An 18,935-nucleotide genomic window follows, 5' to 3' on the forward strand; every position below is an offset into this window, starting at 1 on the left:
AGAAAATTAATCTAGTTGTGCGAGGGAATTATTTATGTGCTACAAGAAATGGTATGGTTTATTGCTATTGGGCGTATTGTCGTTAGTCGGTTGTGACAATCAGACTTCAACAACTGCAGCCACAGGTAAACAAAAGATTGTTATTGGCACCTCGGGTGCACCTAGCCCCTTTACCACGGTAGATGATAAAGGCGAGCTGGTTGGTTATGATATTGATGTGGTAAAAGCGGTATTTGCTCAGCTACCGCAATACGAGATTAGTTTTGAAATCACTGAATTTCCTTCCGTTTTGGCTGGGTTAGATTCGCAACGTTATCAAGTGGGTGCCAATAACTACGCAATGAATGAAAAACGTAAAGAAAAGTATTTCTATTCTGATCCGATTTTCAAAAATCAATATGTGATTGCTGTAGCAAAAAACAATCAACAGATTAACGGATTTAGTGATCTAAAAGGCAAATCAACCGAAGTTTCACCGGGGTTAAATTATGCCACTGCCTTAGAGTCTTATAATGAACAAAATCCAAATAATCCGGTCAAAATTGTTTATAGTGAAGCCGAGTTATTGCCGGTATTGCAACATGTTGAAAGCGGGCAGTATGATTTTCAATTAATCGATAAAGTCATGTTGGCGCAATATATCAATGAACATCAACTGAATCTTAAAACGATTGAACTAAGCAAAGAAGATGCTGAACGTATCGCATCCCCATACAGTTATTTGCTTATCAGTAAAGGGGCACAAGGGCAGCAGTTAACTCAGGATATTAATCAAGCCATACAAAAGATAATCCAAAATGGCGAATTATCAAAAATTAGCCAATACTATTTTGGTGCTGATTATTCACCTAAGTAAGTTTTTTGATAACAATTTGTTGAGTTAGGCTAGGGAAAGATAGCCGATTTTAATCTGAAAGATTATAGTTTGATAAAGATGACGCTTTTAAAGCGTCATCTGACAATAAAATTGCTCTTTAGTTAATAACTAGTCGATAATGCCATTGTCCTTAATCACTTTTTGATACCAATAAAAACTATCTTTTTTGATACGATTAAGGGTTTTTAAATCATGGTCATCTCGATCAACATAAACAAAGCCATAACGCTTTTTAAAGCCTTGATGAGAGCTTAATAAGTCGATCACTGACCATGGACAATAGCCAAACAATTCAACGCCGTCTTCAATGGCATCATGGCAGGCTAAAATATGGGCTTTGATATAATCGATCCGATAATCGTCGTGGACTTTATTATCTGCGGTTAATACATCGGGTGTACCTAAACCATTTTCTGTAATAATCATGGGTAAACGGTATTGTCGATAATATTCATTAAGCACTAAACGTAATCCCATAGGATCGATTTGTGCGCCATAAGTTGACGCCGTTAAATTTGGATTTTTCTCGATTTTAAAATAGCCATAAAGGTTAAAATCGATATCATTCTCTTTAGTACCAAATGGATGCGCTTCATCTTCCGGTAAATAGCTGGCAACTAACGTACGATAATAGTTAACCGCAATAAAATCGGGTTTTGCCTGTTTTAAAATTTCGGCATCTTCCGCTTGCGTGATAGGATAGATACCACAGCGGTTAAGATAGTTTTTATAATAACCGGGATAATCACCAAAACAGTACATTTCAAGGGCATAATTGGTTTTGAAATTGTCATTCATTTTCGCTGCCCAAACATCTTTAGGCTTATTACTGGCCGGATAAGTCATCGTTGAGGAAACTGCCGGTCCTACTTTACTGCCCGGGATCAAATCATGGCAATCATTGGTTGCCATAGCATGAGCAACGAACATATGATAATCCATTTGCGCTCTGACTTTTTCAGCATCTTGAGGCGCAATGTGATACATATTCATTCTTTCGTTAACCCGAATCATTAGATTTTGTTCGTTATTAATTTGCCAATGTTTGACCCGATCGCCAAACGCTTGATAACAGATTTGCGCATAACGTCTAAACGCATCAACACAGCGGCGATCTTGCCAACCGTTATATTTTTCGACTAAAGCAAAAGGCAAGTCAAAATGATAAAGTGTAATAAAGGGTAAGATATCATTTTTTAAAAGCTCATTGATCACTCGATTATAAAAATCGATACCAGCTTGATTAATTTGTCCATCACCGTCCGGAATGATTCTTGCCCATGAGATTGAAAAGCGATAGGTTTTGAGTCCTAATTGTTTAAATAAAGCGATGTCACTTTCTACATGATGATAAAAATCACTGGCGACTTTGCTATCGGCTTGTATAGCTGAACGTTGGAAGGAATTATAATCTGCAACAGTCATTCCTTTACCGTCAGCATCCCAGCCACCTTCAATTTGAAATGCCGAAGACGATGCTCCCCACCAAAAATCCTTAGCAAACGTTTTCATATGTTAACCTCTAAACTTGAATAAATAATAAATTGTCTTGATAACTCACTTCACTTTGTTGCGTAGTTTGAACGCTTTTATATTGTTGTGAATCGACGATAATAATCGATGTTGTTAAATCATAATTTTTCTGTTCAATGCGATGAATATCAAACGACACGATTTTACTGCCTTTAGTAATATGCTCACCCGCTTTAACATGCGCTGTGAAATATTCGCCTTGTAGATTAACCGTATCAATACCGATATGAATTAAAAGTTCAACCCCATTATCGAGTTTTAAACCTATCGCATGTAAAGTAGGATAAAGCACCGTCACAGTACAATCAGCCGGTGCGATAACTTCGCCTGTTTGTGGGTATATTGCAATCCCTAATCCCATTGAGCCGGAGGCAAACACTTCATCTTTGACCTCGTTTAATGGCACAACCCGCCCTTCGATTGGCGCAGCAATGGCATCATCGGTTGTTAAGTTATTTTTAGTATTAGGCGCTGTTTTTATTGAATCTTCATCGTTTGGAATATCGTTAAAACCAATCATCATTGTCATTAGGCAAGAACCAAAAAAAGCAAAAGCAATGCCGATTAAGTAGCATAAAAATGCTTTACTGCCCGCTTCAGCATAGACCGGAATAGTTAATACGCCTTGATTGGCAAAAGCGGTACCGTAAGAGCCACCCCAGCCCATAAATCCGCCAGCAATAGCACCGCAAATGACGGCGCAGATCATCGGTTTTTTCAGTCTTAAATTAGCACCATAAATCGCCGGCTCAGTAATGCCAAACAGGGCGGTAATGGTAGCGGATGCGGCAACAGTCTTTAGGTTTTTATTCTTCGTTTTAAAAAATACCCCTAAGGCAGCGCCAGCCTGTGAAAAGTTCGCCGCACCGGCAAAGGCTAATAGGTTTTGCCGGCCTGTTTGCGCAACATCATTGATGCCAATTGGTACAATTGCACGATGCGCACCAAAAATAACTAAGATACACCAAATGCCGCCAATAAAGGCACCTAATAAAATAGGGCTCACTCCCATAATGTAGTAATAGATCCAGTTAATAAATTCGCCGATATAGATTCCAATAGGTCCAAAAATTAGCAATGTTGCAGGTATCATGATCAACAAAGAAAATGTTGGAACCATAATTATTTTTAAGACTTCCGGGATGATATATTCTAAGAATCTTTGCACATAACTTAAAATAAACACCGCTAAAATAATTGGAATAACGCTTGAAGTATAACTGGCTTTAGTAAGTTCGATAGCAAATAAAGTCACCTCATTTTTGCTTGCCATTAAGCTCACGATTGAAGGGTAACATAGTGTTGCCCCTATAATCATGGAGATAAATTCGTGCGCTTTAAACACTTTAGCGGCGGTATAGCCTAATATTATCGGCATGAAATAAAAAACAGCATCCGATGCCGCATGTAAAATGGTATAGGTGCTATAGGTTTTAATATCGGTTTGATAGTAGTATTGACCAATCATTACAGCAACGGCTAAAATTCCTTTTAACATGCCCGATGCCGCAATAGCGGGAATTATTGGCGTAAAAATGGCAGCAAATGCATTGAGTATCTTTACCCCAATTGAGACTTTAGGGTCAGGTTGATGATGTTGTGTTGATTTGTCAATTAACGGTGTGAGCACATCATAAATGTGTGTGACTTTGTTGCCTAGCACAATCTGATATTGTCCACTGCTTTCAACCACCGATATCACCCCTTCGGTTTGCAGCAACTTTTCACGATCTGCCTTGTTATTATCATTTAATACAAAGCGTAAACGCGTAAAACAGTGGGTCACACTAACGACGTTTTGTTCGCCACCCACGAGCTTTAATATTTGTAGCGCAATTTTTTGATAATCCATTATTTTCTCCATTGCTAAAAGAATGGTTAAACACTAATAAAAGACAAAATAGACTAAATGTTGGTAACAAGTAATATCAGTTATCGTATGATGTCTGAAATTATTGATGTTTTTTAGTAAAAATTAACTTTTATCGTTTGACTAACTGACTCCACGCTAGCATAGTTTAAAAATTTAGACAAGGTCGAATTGGTAGTTGCTAAATCGCTAATTTAGATATATTTTTATACAACTAGTTGCCCATGAAATTGTCTACAAATGAGATCTGCCAAAAAAAAGTCCTATTTACTCTTAACAATTGTGTTTTTCTTCTGGTATGCCCAATATATCTATATTCCTTATCAAACGCCTTATCTGGCTGCGATAAGCTTGTCGACTCAATTTATTGGTATCGTGATCAGTGCTTACGGCATTTCACAATTAGTGTTACGCCTTCCGGTCGGCTTAATCGCTAATGTTAAAGAGAAGCATAAAGCGTTTATTATCGTGGGATGTTTCTTAGCCGGTTTTGCCTCAGTTATTCGCATAATACAGCCCAATGGCATGGGATTTTTAATCGGTAATATTATTTCTGGCTTTGCCAGTGCTATGTGGATTTCATTTATGGTGCTGTTTTTAGGATTCTATCCCAAATCCAAAAGGGGGTATGCCACCAGTTTAATTATTATGGTAAACAATTTAGGTATCTTTTTGGCCTTTTTAACCGGTATGCTATTTTTTGATTTTTGCGGCATGAAATTTATCTGTTTACTCAGTTGTTTAAGCGGTTTAATTGCTTTTATATTAGCAACCCAACTTAAATACCCTGAAAAAATACATCATCATTTTCAATATCACCATTTATTTAAAGTCTTTTTTAATTCTAAGTTACTCTTTTTTTCGTTATTGGCGCTTATTCAGCAGGGTATACAAATGTCTACTACCATGTCTTTTACCAATCAGATATTGAGTGAACTGGGCGCAAACTCTGCAATGATTGGTCTGTCTGCCATTATTTATATGTTATCTTCGGTCTTATTTGCCAAACTCGGCGCCAGTAAGTGGATCGATCGATTAAGTGTATCGGTTTGGATTATGCTCGCTTTTCTGCTTTTGGCGCTGTATTGCGCTTTAGTTCCTATTGTGGCATCGAGTTATTTAATTTTACTGCTCCAGATCATTCCCGGTATGGCAACAGGTATTTTGTTCTCATTGTTAACTTTTGAAGCGATGAGCGATATTCCGGCAGATGTCCGCTCGGCAGCAATGGGCTTATTTCAAGCAATTTATGCTTTAGGGATGACGCTATTTCCGGTGATTGTTGGTTATGTTAGCTTGCAATATTCAATGACTTTAGCTTATTTTATTTTAGCTATAAGCGCTGTGTTGGGCGCTGTTTTGTACTGTTTTTACGTTAAAAGACAACCAGCAAAATAGGGAATGGCAAAAGCGGCTAAACTGCAAGCAACCAATTATGCTCTTATTTTATCAACGGATATTTTACGATGATTTAAGCATTTGGGTATTGAGATAATAACCACGTAATAGCAATCAAATCGGCCGAACCGCCAGGGCTTAAATTGCGTTTTATTAGCTCAAGATCGAGCTTATATAGGTTTTCTCGCCCATGATGATCAACCATTCCACCTTGATCAATCAAAGTTTTAGCGTGTTGTTGAACATAGTTTAATCCTTCAAGCCCGCCACGAGAGACAAGATTGGTGTCTTGGTTAAAAGCCAGTAAATATAATAAAGCTTGTAATAAGCTAGTCTCTTCATCGTAACCGCTGTTTATCATCTGTTGATATATTGGCAGTGATACTTGTCGAACTGTGGCATAACCTGATTCAGCTTCTCCGCGAGCACCGGCTAAATTGTGGCGTTTAAACAGCTTTTCACCGACGGAATGTGTCGGGTTGTTTTGTTTAAGTTCGTTATTGACGATACCTTGACAGATAGTGGCGACTTGCTCACAGATACTTTGTGCATTAAGTGGCAAGCCTTGCTGTTCAATTCGACCAATAGCACCGAGTAATAAACCAAAAGCGAAGATGCCTCCTTTGTGGGTATTGACTTGATGCGTTGCGCCAAACATTGCTTTTTCACATTGTAATCCAATCGGTCTAATGCCCGATAAAAATTGGTTAACCGGCCTATTAGCGGTGTTTTTTCCGTATTGGTAAAACTGTTCAAACCAATGTGTAATGGCTTGAATACTGGAAATGAAGGTTTGAAAATCCATATCCCGATGTGCGCCATTATTGTTCATATCCACCAGACCGGGTTTAGGTGACAGGCAAATTTCTTTGATTAACGCCTTAATCGCAAGCTGTGTCGCTGGGCTTAAATTTTTATTATCAATTATTTTGGCTTCCAATAAAGCCACTTGCTGTGAGTAATCACTCATTGTCTGTGTTACCTTGCGGGTTTTAATGCCTTGCTGTGCAAAATTAGCGATTTTCAATTAATTTAAGTTAACAGCAAAGTTTGGTTACCCTAGTTAATATATTTGCGGGTTATTACCTTCAAGCTTGCCAGCTTATTAGATACTCATAAGCTGGCGTTATCACTTTAAAAATCGTGTTGTGATTGGGTTGCTAAAACTTCACGATTGCCATTATGACTAGGCGGACTAATAATGCCTTCCAGCTCCATTTGCTCAACAATGCGAGCCGCTCGGTTATAGCCGATTCTAAATTTTCGTTGAACGCTAGAGATTGAAGCCCGACGTGTTTCAACAACAAAAGCCACAACCTGATCAAATAATGGATCGAGCTCTTCGTCAATACCGTCTAAGCTGCCACTTTCACTGTCATCGGTTGAAACGGTCACGTTTTCAATATATTTTGGTGTGCCACGTGCTTTCCAATCTTGTACAACGGCATGAACTTCTTCATCACGGACAAACGCACCATGAACACGAATTGGTATAGAGCTATTAGGTGCCAAATAAAGCATATCCCCCATACCAAGCAAGGATTCGGCGCCCATTTGATCTAAAATCGTGCGTGAGTCAATTTTACTCGAAACGGTAAAAGCAATACGAGTTGGAATGTTAGCTTTAATCAAACCGGTAATGACATCAACCGACGGTCGCTGAGTGGCTAAGACAAGGTGAATACCGGCCGCCCGTGCTTTTTGCGCCAGTCTTGCGATTAACTCTTCGACTTTTTTACCTACCGCCATAATTAAGTCAGCAAACTCATCAACCATAACAACGATATACGGTAATTTTTCCAATGTTGGCATGTTCAGATCCATGCTGTCGGTTGGTTTCCATAATGGATCGGGGATTGGTCGACCCATTTCTTCTGCCAGTTTGATTTTTTCGTTGTAACCGGCAATGTTTCGTACCCCTAAAAATGACATTAAGCGATAACGTCTTTCCATTTCATTGACACACCAATTTAGCGCATTGGCCGCATCTTTCATATCGGTAACCACTTGAGTGAGTAAGTGTGGGATACCTTCATAAATAGACAGCTCAAGCATTTTAGGGTCAATCATGATAAAGCGAACATCTTCCGGCTGTGATTTATATAAAATACTTAAAATCATCGCATTAACGCCGACTGATTTACCGGATCCGGTGGTACCTGCCACTAACAGATGTGGCATTTTGGCCAAATCCGCCACTACCGATTGTCCGGCGATATCTTTACCCAGCACAACAGTTAGTGGTGATTGGGCATTTTTAAATTGTGGGCTATCAAGCACTTCCCTAAAATAGACGGTTTGACGGTTTTTATTCGGTAGTTCGATACCGACATAAGGTTTGCCGGGAATCACTTCAACCACACGCACCGACGGCATTGACAAAGAGCGAGCCAGATCACGATCCAACGTTGAAATACGGGCAGCTTTAATCCCCGGCGCCAGTTCGATTTCAAAACGGGTGATGACCGGACCCGGCATATAATCGACCACTTTGGCTTTAACACGATAGTCAGCTAAGCTTTTTTCAATTAATTCAGCCATGGCATTTAAGGCAGCATGGTCGACTTCAATTCGAGTCGTTGGCGGTGCGGTCAATAAATTCAAAGACGGCAATGGTGTGGTTGGTTTTGCCCGTGGCGTATCATCACGTCTGAGTAATGGATGAATTAAGCTATCTTGCTCATCGTCCGCTATCGGCTCAAACGTCTGAACTTTTTCATCGGTGGTTTCGACTTGATAGATATCTTCAATAACCGGATTTTCTTTTTTCAGTAAATCTATATCCACATCGGTGGCTGGTATCCGCTCAGGTAGCTCAACATCCGTCATGATTTGAGGCGTGATGAATAGTGGCTCAGGCTCATCGGCTGAGAGTTCGATGATAGGATCAAATGCACTCTGTTCATTCTCTTCGCCAATCTCACTATCATGTTGTAATGTGATGGACGGTTGATTATCATTCATGATAAACAAAGGTTTACTTGGCGCATCAGAAATAGTGTATTTGTCGTGCTCAAAAGGGTCTACCGTTGCTGATTTATTTAGTTGAATTTGTTCAACTAACGATTTTACTGAATCAGAATCACGTTCTTTCATATTTTGTAAAATCGATTCAATGCGAGTTAAGATATCATCAGATTCTAGTTGGTTTTGCGTTTTATTTGAACTATCTTCAGCAGCAGCTAGCGATCTGGCATTAAGCTCTTGCAGCGCCTTGACTAACTCCATTGTTGTTTGTTTAAGTTTGTCATCTTCCGTTTTAGGCGATAAGGTTGCTTCGGTTTGAGGTTGTTTATCAATCTTAATTGCAGCCTCAGCTTGCTGATCATCAACCTTGATATTAAGAGGGGCAGTTTGTTGGATATTGACTGCATCATGATCAAACGGGATAGTAAACTGAGGGTCTTGCTCTTGTTCAGCTGATTGTGGGTTTTCTGGCGCATCATTTTCATCGTCAGCAACGTGTCTTGATTTACGCAATGAAAATAACCATCTAATTGGTGATAACAACAGCATAACCAGCGCACCTAATTTTTCTATTAGATACAACCATGAAAGCCCGGTTAATAGTGTGACACAGGCAAAGTTGGTTGCCAGTAAAACCAGTGAGGTGACAAGGTTGCTCATCACCGGTAACAGACTTTCAATAACGATTGAACCTAAATAACCGCCGGCTTCAAATTGTTCGGCATCTTGAATATTTAAGGCAAAAAAACCAGTGGAACTGAAAATAAACGCTAAAATACCAATAATTCGAAATGAGACACTAAAATAGTTAATCGGATCATTGGCATGCCGATAAAAATAGTGCATTAATTGCAGACAAAAGAAAATAAAAATAACGGGTATGCTAAAAGCCACAAAGCCCAAAAATTGGAATAACACATCGGAAACATAAGCACCGAGATAACCGCCAAAATTGCTTATCGGTGTATGCCAAGCGGTGCGAGACCAGCCCGGATCAGAGGGATTGTAAGTAAACAGCGATAAAAATAAGCAAACGGATAACCCTATTATCGTTAATAGAATCAGTTGCGCTATAATCTGCCTTCTCGTAATTTTTGACTTTTTCAAACACGTACCTAAATAGCGATTTTCAGTTAAAATTATTGGCATTTTACCATATATTGCGCCCTCTGAGAGAGGGAATAAAACATAAAAACGAATTTATTATTGGACTAGTTGGTCATCGCAACTAAAGTTTGTTTAAACCGTTTGCCATTTTCGACGTATCTGTTGGCATTTTCAATATTGGCTTGAATTTCGGCATCGGTCAATTTGCGGATAATTTTAGCCGGCGAGCCCATGATAAGACAACCTTCTTCATATGGTAAACTGTGGGTGACAAGTGAGCCTGCTCCAACCAAACAATTTTTAGCAATTTTAGCATTGTTTAAAATGGTGCTGCCCATACCAATTAAGGCATTATCTTCGATAGTGCAGCTATGCAAAATCACATTATGCCCAATAGTGACATTTTCACCGACAACACAAGCAATATCTGTTTCAATATGAATCGTTGTATTATCTTGAACATTGCTATTTTTACCAATATAAATTGCGGCGATATCGCCACGCAAAACAGCATTAAACCAAATTGATACGCCGGATGCTATTTCGACATTACCGATAATATCGGCCGAATTTGCGATAAAACAGTCAGAGGCAATGTTAGGGCGTAAATTATCGAGTTGATAGATCATGATTCTTTCCTTTTGATGTTTTTCACCGTCAAGTATAAACCAACTGCTAAAAAGTTACATATCACCATTGAGCCAACCATGAGCCATTCACTCATATTATCATTCACCGCAACACTATTATGCGTTGAAACTAAGCTCGAAAGGATTACACCGATTGCGCCGGCAACCGCAAAACGAAGCGTGCCGGCCAGTGATGAGGCGGTTCCTGCGATATGGGAGTAAAGGTCTAAGATAACCGCCATGCTATTGCCACCAATGGTTGACATGCAGCCAATATAACCGGCAACACAAATCACTAAACAGACAAAGCCTAAATTACATAAGGTAATAATTGCCAGTCCAATTGCCATAATAAATTGGATTAATAACCCTAACTGCATCATCTTAATGGCGCCTACACGTTTTACTAAACGGCTATTGAGGGTATTCATAAATACCATAACTAAAATATTGAGCGCAAAATAGTAACCAAAATTGATTGGTGCAACGCCATGTAAGTTCATATACACAAAAGGCCCTAAACTTAAAAATGAAAACAGGCCAGCGCCGGAAAATGCACCAATCATCATATAAGTAAATACTTGCCTGTGACGGAATAGGGTAATGAAGTTACTCAATATACGCCTTAAGCTAAATTTACTGCGTTTAACTTTAGGTAGTGTTTCGGGAATGGTTGTGAATACTAAAATGATTGACACAAGGGCGATGAAACTTAAGCTATAAAAGTTAGCCTGCCAATTGAACCAATACAAAATAAAACCGCCAATAATCGGGGCGAGTAGTGGGGCAACATTGGAGATTAACATCACAAACGACATCATTTTGGAAAATTCATCACGATCACGAAAGATATCTTTCATTAAGGCATTTACTACAATAGCAATTGCCGCAGCCGCAATACCATGGAAGAAGCGAGCCGTAATTAACTGATGAATCGTTGCGGCTATCGCACAGCAAAATGCCGCCACAAAGAAGATAGTTAATCCGGCAATTAACACCTTACGGCGACCATAACTGTCGGTCAGTGGACCAAATAATAGCTGCCCGACTGAGAAGCCTAATAAATAGCAACTAATCGTTAACTGCACCGTTGCATCAGCAACATTAAACCGCTGGGCGATAGTTGGCATACTGGGTAAGTACATATCTATCGAAAGCGGCATTAACATAGACAGTAATCCAAGAATAAAAATGAGTGCGCTTTTCGAAATCTTAATTGTTACGGGTTGATCAGTATTTTGCACGTACTTTTTCCTTTATGGATTTTAATTTACAACATTATTTAAATACCATTAATTAATCGTAAGCGCTTATTGGTTTCGCATAACAATTTTATTAATAGGTTTTATTGATTAATAATATGATTCGATATTAACTAAATGAATTGATTTCATCTTGTGTTAGTAAGCGATATTCGCCTTCGGGTATATCAAGAATGATATTGCCAATTTGCTTGCGATGCAATGCAATCACATGATTATTTACTGCCGCAAACATCCGTTTTACTTGATGATAGCGGCCTTCGCTAATCGTCAATTCGGCATGATAATCATCAATAATCGTTAACTGCGCCGGTTTAGTTAGTGACTTCTCACTTTTTAACTTAATACCCTTTGCAAATAGTTCAATCAGATCAGGGCTTAGCGGCTGTTCGACGGTAACTTCATACACTTTTTGGCAATGGTGTTTAGGCGAGGTGATACGGTGTGACCACTTACCATCATCGGTTAACAGTACAAGTCCGGTGGTATCAAGATCTAATCGACCCGCTGCATGCAGTTTTTCCGGCATGGGTTCATCAATAAAATAGAGTATGGTTGGATGATCCGGATCATCAGTTGAACAGACATAGCCTTGAGGCTTATTGAGCATAAAATAACGATTTTCAGTAACCGGGGTAATGATATAGCCGTCATACTCAACTTGTTGCTGTGGAGTAAGCTGATAGGCACCGGATTTAATAATTTCACCGTCAACGGTGACTTTTTTGGCTTTTAATTCTTTACCAACAATGGTACGGCTAATGCCTAAATGGTGAGCGAGAAATTTATCTAATCGCATAATTTTTTATCATTCCTATAATGCACTAACAGGGGTATATATATCAAACCGGTGGTTTTTAGTTTTAATCTCAGCGGTAGGTTTTTCATTAGCTAAAAAGGGCGCATAGTCCGGTCTTTTTACTACAACCCGTTTTTGAGCTAGTCGCCTTGCCGGTTCAAGTAAACTATCTGCATCACTATCACTGCCCACTAATTGCTGAAAAACGCGCATCTCCTTTTTGACCAGCGCACTTTTTTGCCGATGCGGAAACATCGGATCAAGATAAACGACATCGGGCTTATCGGTATAACAATCAAGGCCGTCGATACTCGAGTGATAGATAAGCTGTAAATGCTGTGCCAGCCACTGACCTATAGTTGGGTCTTGATAGGCACGCTTTAAACCGTCTGCCAACAGGGCGGCAACGACCGGATGCCTTTCAAACATTGTCACATGACAGCCGATTGAAGCTAATACAAATGCATCACGACCAAGCCCGGCTGTTGCATCAATCACTTTCGGAAGATAACTGCCTTTAACCCCCACCGCTTTGGCAATGGCTTCGCCCCGACCACCACCAAATTGACGACGATGTGCCATTGCGCCTGACACAAAATCAACCGTAATGGCACTGAGTTTTGGCTCGTCAGTTTTTTTTAACGCAAGTTGCTGATTTTGATACGTCAGTGCGAATGGCAGATCGGTATGGTGAGATAACCACTGCTCAGCTAATTGGATTAGCTGAGCTAAATTCGAACTAGGAGATACCATAATGATGTAGTAGTGCCTCTAGCTGTGGCTCACGTCCACGGAAGTTTTTAAACAGCGTCATCGGTTCATCACTGCCACCTTGTGACAAGATGTGATCAAGGAAAGCATTACCGGTTTTGGTATTAAAGATGCCTTCTTCTTCGAAGCGTGAAAAAGCATCGGCAGATAGCACTTCAGCCCATAAGTAACTGTAATAACCTGCTGCATAACCGCCGGCAAAAATGTGACTAAATGCATGTGGGAATCGTCCCCAGTCAACTGTTGGCACAACCGCCACTTGTTGTCTAACTTGTGCCAATGTGTCAAGTATGTCGGCGTCTTTCTGTGAGTGTAATTTGAAGTCAAATAGCCCGAACTCTAACTGACGTAAAATAAACAGTGCCGCTTGATAATTTTTGGCATCTAACATTTTTTCAAGCATTTGCGTTGGTAACGGTTCACCGGTTTGATAATGACCGGAGATAAATGCCAATGCTTGCGGTTGCCAGCACCAGTTTTCTAAAAATTGACTCGGCAACTCAACCGCATCCCATGGCACACCATTAATACCGGCCACCGATGATACATCAATTTCGGTTAGCATATGGTGAAGACCGTGACCAAACTCATGGAATAAGGTTGTTACTTCATTATGGGTAAAGAGTGCCGGTTTATCACCGACCGGGCGATTAAAATTACAGGTTAAATAAGCAACCGGTTTTTGTACATGACCGTCCGCAAAACGCATCCGACCAATACAATCATCCATCCAAGCGCCGCCACGTTTATGCTCACGAGCATATAAATCTAAGTAAAAGCTTCCTTTCAACTCACCATTGGCATCATAAAGATCGTAGAATTTGACTTGCGGATCCCACACTTCAACGCCATGACGCTCTTTGGCCGTAATACCGAAGATGCGATGAACAACTTCAAATAAGCCGTTAATGACACGTTGCTCCGGAAAATAGGGGCGCAATTGTTCGTCATCGATCGAGTATAAATACTGTTTTTGCTTTTCGCTGTAATATGCAATATCCCACGGTTGAATATCACTTGCGCCAAAAAACTCATAAGCGTAACGTTTTAAATCGGCCAGCTCTCTTTCGCCTTGCGGTTTGGCTTTGTTAGCAAGATCGGTTAAAAACGCTATAACTTGCGAGGTTGATTGTGCCATTTTGGTGGCTAAGGATTTATCGGCATAAGTGTCAAAACCGAGTAATTTAGCCAATTCATCACGTAATGCTAAAATCTGTTTGATGATTTGGGTGTTATCCCATTTGCCGGCATTTGGACCTTGATCAGAAGCACGAGTATTATAGGCTTGATAAAATTCAAAACGTAAATCTCGATTATCACAATAGGTCATGACAGGTATGTAACTAGGCATATCAAGGGTTAATAACCAGCCTTCTTGTCCTTTCGCTGTCGCTTGCTGCTTAGCTGCACTAAGCGCACTTTCCGGTAAGCCCGCTAGCTGGTTAATATCGGTAATTAATTTTGACCAACCCATAGTGGCATCAAGCACATTATTACTATATTGTGATGAAAGTTCGGAAAGTTTCGCAACAATTTCACCGTAGCGTTTTTGCTTATCATCCGGTAATCCGATTCCCGATAGATCAAAATCACGCAAGGCATTGTCGATCACTTTTTTTTGTGCTTTAGAAAGGGTGTTGTAGTGCTCGCTTTGTTTGAGCTGTTTATAGGCTTGGTAAAGCGGTTTGTGTTGACCAACCCAGGTACTGTATTGTGAAAGCAGTGGTAAGCAAGCTTCATAAGCTTGACGTAGCTCAGGGCTGTTTTTCACTGAATTGAGATGACTAACAGGAGACCATGCCCGGCCAAATTTTTCGTCCATTTCATCAATCGGTTGAATTAAATTGTCCCATGTATATTCACTATTTTGTTTAAGTACTGTCTCAATGGTATTGCGACAATTATCTAAAGTCTGTTTTATGGCTGGTAATACGTGTTCAGGCTTAATCTGTGAAAATAGCGGAAGAGGTGCATCTGTTAGTAATGGGTTTGTCATGTTGCGATACCTTATGCATTGATTTCGTCTATAGATAGAACGTAATTTAATGGCAAAAAAGGGCTATTGAAGTCTATTCTAATCATCGAATAACTTATAAGCCCATTAGTTTTCTTTCACGTTGCCATTCAGTGGGTGTATAAGTTTTAATTGATAATGCATGAATACGATTATCGTTAATAAACTCAGCTAATGGCGCATAAATTGCTTGTTGTTTTTTTACCCTGCTTAATTGCCCAAAAAAGTCGGCAACAGCAATAACCTGAAAATGACTTCCGTCAGTTGTCGTGACATGAAGATCATCAAGATTAAGTGAACTGTTTAATTTATCAATGATTTGTTGTTTATCCATTATTAAAACTCATTGTTGTTAATGATTATAGTGACGTGCTGTCAAGATCTTTCAGAAATTGTATACGTTTAAGTAAAAAAACTAATTTAATCGGCAATAACCGGCTGCAAATCATACAGTGCAATTAAGGTTTGTAGCTGAGGGTTTATGCCGATTAGTTTCGTTCCATACTTAATGCAAAAGTAGACGAGTGTCGCAAGTCCCGAAGAGTCAACCCGACTAAGTTGTGCTACGTCGATACTGTCAGTACCAATAAAGAGCGAATCTGGTTTTGACCACAAATCATTTAATGAGTGAGCATCAAGCTCACCAATTAAATGTAATACTGTTTGTTGCTTTTCTACTTGAATTTGCGACATGTTCAACTAACCTTTTGGTTTGGCGTTAGGATCGATTTTACGATTGGATAGGTCGATTAACTGTTTTGTTAACGCATCGATACCTTCCTGACGTAAAGTGGTAGACCATTCGTTTTGCTTAGTGGTAATCATACTGACCCCTTCAGCAATCAAATCATAAGCTTGCCATTGACCGGTAACGGTGTTTTTGCGCCATTGGAAATCGATACGAATCGGTTGTTGGCTCTTATCCGGTTGAATAAGTAATACACGAATCGATATCAAGTTTTTACCGGTTAAATCTTTTGCGGATTCAACTTCATACTGTTGACCATTGTATAGGGTCAATGCTTGGGCAAAAGCTTGCACTAAGTAGCCTTCAAATGCATCAAAATAAGCTGTACGTTGAGCGTCGGTTGCTGATTTGTAGTAGTTACCTAAAATCAGTGCACCAGCATATCTTACTTGGACATAAGGTAATAAATCTGTTCGTACAATATCTTTTAATTTATCCGGATTGGCTTTTAAGGTTGCCGCTTGTGCTTTCATTGTGCCGAAGATTTTATCAGCGGCTACTTGCATATCTTGATACGGATTGTTTTCAGCCAGTACTAGGCTACTAAATAATAAAGCGAAGACTAATACAATGGCTTGCTTAAATTTGGTTAACATGTGAACTCCTTACTTGTTATTTGTTTTCTGTATTTTCTGTATTTTCGGTTTTATTTTTGTCAGATGAACCAACTGAGTAAAGGAATTTTCCGATTAAATCCTCGATGACCATAGCCGGTATTGTGTTATGTATTACAAAACCTTCTTCGAAATAAGGGGGTTGTTTGTCTTTACTCGGGTTAACCGGTGTAGAATTATTTGCAGAATAGGAATCGATATCAAATACGGTTTGATTATCAAAACTTAAATTGATATCGATGTATTGCTCACCTAAAAGACCGGATGTTTTTATCGATAGTGAGCTTGAACTAGGGATTTTGTCATATGATATATCAATATCCATTGTGACATAAGGTTTATATTGTTCAGCATCGGTTGATTGTAATGTAATGTTACTTACTCGCCCAATCACCACGCCACCAATTTTTATCGGTGATTTGACTTTTAATCCGCCAATATTATCAAATATCGCATAGACACGATAAGAGTTATGACTGACAAATGATGTCGGGTCAGTGACTCTAAAGCATAAAAATAATACTGATGCAATGACCAGTAGCATAAATAATCCAACTGTAATTTCAACTTTACGACTCATGTTTAATGACCTCAATGACTAAACATTAATGCGGTTAGAATAAAATCTAACCCCAAAATAACTAATGATGAATAGACAACAGTATTGGTTGTTGCCCGACTAATTCCTTCTGATGTTGGTACACAGTCATAACCATTAAAAAGTGCAATCCAAGTACTGGCAATTGCAAATGCAAAGCTTTTAACAAAACAGTTACCTAAATCATGCCACCAATCAACGTTGTTTTGAATCGATGACCAAAAAAATCCAGAATCAATACCTTTCCATTCAACACCCACAAGCACGCCGCCCAGTATTCCGACGGTGACAAATATAGCGGTTAAAAAAGGCATGCTAAAAAATCCAGCCCAAAAACGTGGTGCAATAATCCGTCTTAGGGGGTCAATTGCCATCATTTCCATACTTGATAACTGTTCTGTGGCTTTCATTAAACCAATTTCAGCGGTTAACGCTGAACCGGCTCGCCCGGCAAACAGTAATCCGGCAACCACAGGTCCTAACTCACGAAGTAGCGCAAGGGCTACCATCATCCCGAGGCTAGCTTCGGCACCAAATGTGGTAAGGATAAAATAACCTTGTAACGCCAATACCATGCCAATAAATAGGCCAGATACAATAATAATTGTCAGTGATTGTACGCCGACAAAATAGAATTGTTTGATCAGCAGTGGAAATTGCTTTTTAAATTGTGGACGACCAATGAGCGCACCAAATAGCATCACACCTGAACGACCCAGCATTGCGATAGTATTAATGACTGATTGCCCCAGTTTCGCAATTAAATTCAACATTATTTTGCACCTCTGCTTAGGTCTAATTTGTAATCATCTGCTGGATAATGGAATGGCACAGGGCCGTCAGCTAAGCCTTCAAGAAACTGTTTCACACGTAGATCCGGGTTGTCTCGAAGTTGCTGTGATGTTCCACCGGCAATGATATGTTGTTCTGCAATAATATAGGCATAATCAGCTATACTTAGTACTTCTTTAACATCATGGCTTACCACAATGCAGGTTAAGCCTAGTGATTGGTTGATTTCGGCGATGAGTTTGACAATCACGCCCATTGAGATAGGGTCTTGACCGGCAAAAGGTTCATCGAACATGATTAAGTCGGGGTCAAGCGCAATTGCTCTGGCTAGCGCTGCACGCCGAGCCATACCGCCGGATAATTCCGAAGGCATCATATGCGCTGCGCCTCGTAGTCCGACCGCTTGTAATTTCATCAAAACTAAATTATGCAATACCGGTTCGGGCAAGTTGAGATGTTCACGCAATGGGTAAGCTACATTATCAAAGACATTGAGATCGGTAAATAATGCGCCCGATTGAAATAACATACTCATGCGTTTACGCACTTCATATAATCTTGAACGTGACATACTGGGAATATCTTCACCGTCAAATAAGATTTGACCGGATTGTGGTTTAAGCTGACCACCAATAAGCCTGAGTAGTGTTGTTTTACCAATTCCGGATGGACCCATAATGGCAGTCACTTTGCCTTTTGGCACATTCAGGCTCATATTTTTATAAATAGGTCTTGTTCCCCGATAAAAGGACATATCGTGAATTTCGACTATATTTTGCTGTAATGTGTTTGTCACTATGATTTCCTACACTACCATGATTAAATTTGAAGTTATTTTACTTGATATTTTAGAATAATGAAATCTATTAAACATATAGTTGATTTAACTGACATTTTAGCCAATTTGTCGATATTTTTTGGTAAGTTAGCTTATTTTATCAGCAGTTCCATGCTTT

17 protein-coding genes are annotated in these 18,935 nt (G+C 39.5%); 2 read left to right on the forward strand and 15 right to left on the reverse strand.

Annotated elements, in window-relative coordinates:
• Positions 1 to 34: 34 nt before the first annotated feature.
• Positions 35 to 856: a transporter substrate-binding domain-containing protein gene (locus tag GYM74_RS02830; RefSeq protein WP_220218984.1), complete on the forward strand. Its 822-nt coding sequence runs from the start codon at positions 35 to 37 to the stop codon at positions 854 to 856.
• 129 nt (positions 857 to 985) lie between these two features.
• Here GYM74_RS02830 and GYM74_RS02835 read toward each other — a convergent pair whose 3' ends face one another.
• Together GYM74_RS02835 and GYM74_RS02840 are read right to left on the reverse strand one after the other, a co-directional pair.
• Positions 986 to 2,389 carry a glycoside hydrolase family 1 protein gene (locus GYM74_RS02835; RefSeq protein ID WP_220218985.1) on the reverse strand — a complete coding sequence of 468 codons (1,404 nt, stop codon included), beginning with the start codon at positions 2,387 to 2,389 and terminating at the stop codon, positions 986 to 988.
• A gap of 10 nt (positions 2,390 to 2,399) precedes the next feature.
• A complete protein-coding gene (locus tag GYM74_RS02840; RefSeq protein ID WP_220218986.1) occupies positions 2,400 to 4,262 on the reverse strand; it encodes a beta-glucoside-specific PTS transporter subunit IIABC in 1,863 nt (620 codons plus the stop codon).
• 258 nt (positions 4,263 to 4,520) lie between these two features.
• Between GYM74_RS02840 and GYM74_RS02845 the strand changes: the two genes are divergently transcribed.
• The gene (locus GYM74_RS02845) at positions 4,521 to 5,678 is read left to right on the forward strand and encodes an MFS transporter (RefSeq protein ID WP_220218987.1); all 1,158 of its coding nucleotides are present in this window, start codon (positions 4,521 to 4,523) and stop codon (positions 5,676 to 5,678) included.
• A gap of 73 nt (positions 5,679 to 5,751) precedes the next feature.
• Here GYM74_RS02845 and citG read toward each other — a convergent pair whose 3' ends face one another.
• The 13 genes from citG to mlaF form a co-directional block, all read right to left on the reverse strand.
• Positions 5,752 to 6,648 (reverse strand): triphosphoribosyl-dephospho-CoA synthase CitG, encoded by an 897-nt coding sequence (citG, locus tag GYM74_RS02850; protein WP_220218988.1) that lies wholly within the window; start codon positions 6,646 to 6,648, stop codon positions 5,752 to 5,754.
• A gap of 164 nt (positions 6,649 to 6,812) precedes the next feature.
• Positions 6,813 to 9,752, reverse strand: coding sequence for a DNA translocase FtsK (locus GYM74_RS12355; RefSeq protein ID WP_220218989.1), 2,940 nt, complete (start codon positions 9,750 to 9,752; stop codon positions 6,813 to 6,815).
• A 104-nt stretch (positions 9,753 to 9,856) separates the two neighbouring features.
• Positions 9,857 to 10,381, reverse strand: coding sequence for a gamma carbonic anhydrase family protein (locus GYM74_RS02860; RefSeq protein WP_220218990.1), 525 nt, complete (start codon positions 10,379 to 10,381; stop codon positions 9,857 to 9,859).
• Complete coding sequence (locus tag GYM74_RS02865; protein WP_220218991.1) at positions 10,378 to 11,625, reverse strand: Bcr/CflA family multidrug efflux MFS transporter; 1,248 nt, start codon at positions 11,623 to 11,625, stop codon at positions 10,378 to 10,380. Before GYM74_RS02865 ends, GYM74_RS02860 begins: the two co-directional genes overlap by 4 nt.
• A 127-nt stretch (positions 11,626 to 11,752) precedes the next feature.
• Positions 11,753 to 12,442 carry a 16S rRNA pseudouridine(516) synthase RsuA gene (gene rsuA, locus GYM74_RS02870; RefSeq protein ID WP_220218992.1) on the reverse strand — a complete coding sequence of 230 codons (690 nt, stop codon included), beginning with the start codon at positions 12,440 to 12,442 and terminating at the stop codon, positions 11,753 to 11,755.
• 15 nt (positions 12,443 to 12,457) lie between these two features.
• Positions 12,458 to 13,195, reverse strand: coding sequence for a class I SAM-dependent methyltransferase (locus tag GYM74_RS02875; protein ID WP_220218993.1), 738 nt, complete (start codon positions 13,193 to 13,195; stop codon positions 12,458 to 12,460).
• Positions 13,182 to 15,209: an oligopeptidase A gene (prlC, locus tag GYM74_RS02880; protein ID WP_220218994.1), complete on the reverse strand. Its 2,028-nt coding sequence runs from the start codon at positions 15,207 to 15,209 to the stop codon at positions 13,182 to 13,184. Before prlC ends, GYM74_RS02875 begins: the two co-directional genes overlap by 14 nt.
• Positions 15,210 to 15,303: 94 nt before the next feature.
• The gene (locus GYM74_RS02885) at positions 15,304 to 15,561 is read right to left on the reverse strand and encodes a BolA family protein (protein WP_220218995.1); all 258 of its coding nucleotides are present in this window, start codon (positions 15,559 to 15,561) and stop codon (positions 15,304 to 15,306) included.
• An 86-nt stretch (positions 15,562 to 15,647) separates the two neighbouring features.
• Positions 15,648 to 15,920: an STAS domain-containing protein gene (locus GYM74_RS02890; protein WP_220218996.1), complete on the reverse strand. Its 273-nt coding sequence runs from the start codon at positions 15,918 to 15,920 to the stop codon at positions 15,648 to 15,650.
• A 6-nt stretch (positions 15,921 to 15,926) separates the two neighbouring features.
• Positions 15,927 to 16,571 carry a phospholipid-binding protein MlaC gene (mlaC, locus tag GYM74_RS02895; protein WP_220218997.1) on the reverse strand — a complete coding sequence of 215 codons (645 nt, stop codon included), beginning with the start codon at positions 16,569 to 16,571 and terminating at the stop codon, positions 15,927 to 15,929.
• Between the two features lie 16 nt (positions 16,572 to 16,587).
• A complete protein-coding gene (gene mlaD, locus GYM74_RS02900) occupies positions 16,588 to 17,169 on the reverse strand; it encodes an outer membrane lipid asymmetry maintenance protein MlaD (RefSeq protein WP_220218998.1) in 582 nt (193 codons plus the stop codon).
• An 11-nt stretch (positions 17,170 to 17,180) separates the two neighbouring features.
• Positions 17,181 to 17,960: a lipid asymmetry maintenance ABC transporter permease subunit MlaE gene (gene mlaE, locus GYM74_RS02905; RefSeq protein ID WP_220218999.1), complete on the reverse strand. Its 780-nt coding sequence runs from the start codon at positions 17,958 to 17,960 to the stop codon at positions 17,181 to 17,183.
• Positions 17,960 to 18,775 carry a phospholipid ABC transporter ATP-binding protein MlaF gene (mlaF, locus tag GYM74_RS02910; RefSeq protein ID WP_220219000.1) on the reverse strand — a complete coding sequence of 272 codons (816 nt, stop codon included), beginning with the start codon at positions 18,773 to 18,775 and terminating at the stop codon, positions 17,960 to 17,962. Before mlaF ends, mlaE begins: the two co-directional genes overlap by 1 nt.
• Between the last annotated feature and the right edge of the window lie 160 nt (positions 18,776 to 18,935).

The organism is Gilliamella sp. ESL0405, from assembly GCF_019469205.1.
Lineage (GTDB): Bacteria > Pseudomonadota > Gammaproteobacteria > Enterobacterales > Orbaceae > Gilliamella.

Excerpts from the sequence above, each read along its gene's own strand:
- GYM74_RS02890 (WP_220218996.1), bottom strand. The coding sequence starts at position 15,920 with ATGTCGCAAATTCAAGTAGAAAAGCAACAAACAGTATTACATTTAATT.
- rsuA (WP_220218992.1), bottom strand. The coding sequence starts at position 12,442 with ATGCGATTAGATAAATTTCTCGCTCACCATTTAGGCATTAGCCGTACC.
- mlaE (WP_220218999.1), bottom strand. The coding sequence starts at position 17,960 with ATGTTGAATTTAATTGCGAAACTGGGGCAATCAGTCATTAATACTATC.
- GYM74_RS02875 (WP_220218993.1), bottom strand. The coding sequence starts at position 13,195 with ATGGTATCTCCTAGTTCGAATTTAGCTCAGCTAATCCAATTAGCTGAG.
- GYM74_RS02845 (WP_220218987.1), top strand. The coding sequence starts at position 4,521 with ATGAGATCTGCCAAAAAAAAGTCCTATTTACTCTTAACAATTGTGTTT.
- GYM74_RS02835 (WP_220218985.1), bottom strand. The coding sequence starts at position 2,389 with ATGAAAACGTTTGCTAAGGATTTTTGGTGGGGAGCATCGTCTTCGGCA.
- GYM74_RS02830 (WP_220218984.1), top strand. The coding sequence starts at position 35 with ATGTGCTACAAGAAATGGTATGGTTTATTGCTATTGGGCGTATTGTCG.
- GYM74_RS02885 (WP_220218995.1), bottom strand. The coding sequence starts at position 15,561 with ATGGATAAACAACAAATCATTGATAAATTAAACAGTTCACTTAATCTT.
- prlC (WP_220218994.1), bottom strand. The coding sequence starts at position 15,209 with ATGACAAACCCATTACTAACAGATGCACCTCTTCCGCTATTTTCACAG.
- GYM74_RS02860 (WP_220218990.1), bottom strand. The coding sequence starts at position 10,381 with ATGATCTATCAACTCGATAATTTACGCCCTAACATTGCCTCTGACTGT.
- citG (WP_220218988.1), bottom strand. The coding sequence starts at position 6,648 with ATGAGTGATTACTCACAGCAAGTGGCTTTATTGGAAGCCAAAATAATT.
- mlaD (WP_220218998.1), bottom strand. The coding sequence starts at position 17,169 with ATGAGTCGTAAAGTTGAAATTACAGTTGGATTATTTATGCTACTGGTC.
- GYM74_RS02840 (WP_220218986.1), bottom strand. The coding sequence starts at position 4,262 with ATGGATTATCAAAAAATTGCGCTACAAATATTAAAGCTCGTGGGTGGC.
- mlaC (WP_220218997.1), bottom strand. The coding sequence starts at position 16,571 with ATGTTAACCAAATTTAAGCAAGCCATTGTATTAGTCTTCGCTTTATTA.